At 62.8% G+C, this 688-nt stretch carries 1 protein-coding gene; it reads right to left on the reverse strand.

The window, feature by feature from the left end:
- Positions 1–64 precede the first annotated feature (64 nt).
- Positions 65–688, reverse strand: a 624-nt coding sequence (locus tag M44_RS24440; protein ID WP_010176303.1) for an aconitase family protein, incomplete at its 5' end; no start/stop codon positions are given.

Genomic DNA, 688 nt, shown 5'->3' on the forward strand with positions numbered 1-688 from the left:
AGGGTGGCCTCCGGCGCTCCGGGTGTCGCCATGGCGGGCGCGGCCCGCCATGCTCCCCGTCCCATCACATCTGAACAGTGTCGGCCACTTCCTTGAAATCCTGGATCTGGTCGAAGTTCATGTACTGGTAGATCTTGTCGCCGTTCGCGTTGAGCACACCCATGTCGGCCATGTACTCTTCCTTGGTCGGAATCTTGCCCAGACGCGAGCAGATTGCCGCCAGTTCCGCCGAACCCAGATACACGTTCGTGTTCTTGCCCAGACGGTTCGGGAAGTTGCGGGTCGACGTCGACATGACCGTCGCACCTTCGCGCACCTGTGCCTGGTTACCCATGCACAGCGAGCAGCCCGGCATTTCGGTGCGGGCACCGGCCGTGCCGAACACGCCATAGTGGCCTTCTTCGGTCAGTTGCTTCTGGTCCATCTTGGTCGGCGGGGCCACCCACAGCTTGACCGGAATGTCACGCTTGCCTTCCAGCAGCTTCGACGCGGCGCGGAAGTGACCGATGTTGGTCATGCACGAACCAATGAACACTTCGTCGATGGTCGCGCCGGCCACGTCGGACAGCGTCTTCACGTCGTCCGGATCGTTCGGGCAGGCCACGATCGGCTCGTGGATGTCAGCCAGGTCGATCTCGATGACGGCGGCGTACTCGGCGTCAGCATCCGGCGACAGCAGTAGCGGCCT

Origin of the sequence: Bacillus coahuilensis m4-4 (assembly GCF_000171615.1) — a bacterium.
GTDB lineage: Bacteria > Bacillota > Bacilli > Bacillales > Bacillaceae_K > Bacillus_T > Bacillus_T coahuilensis.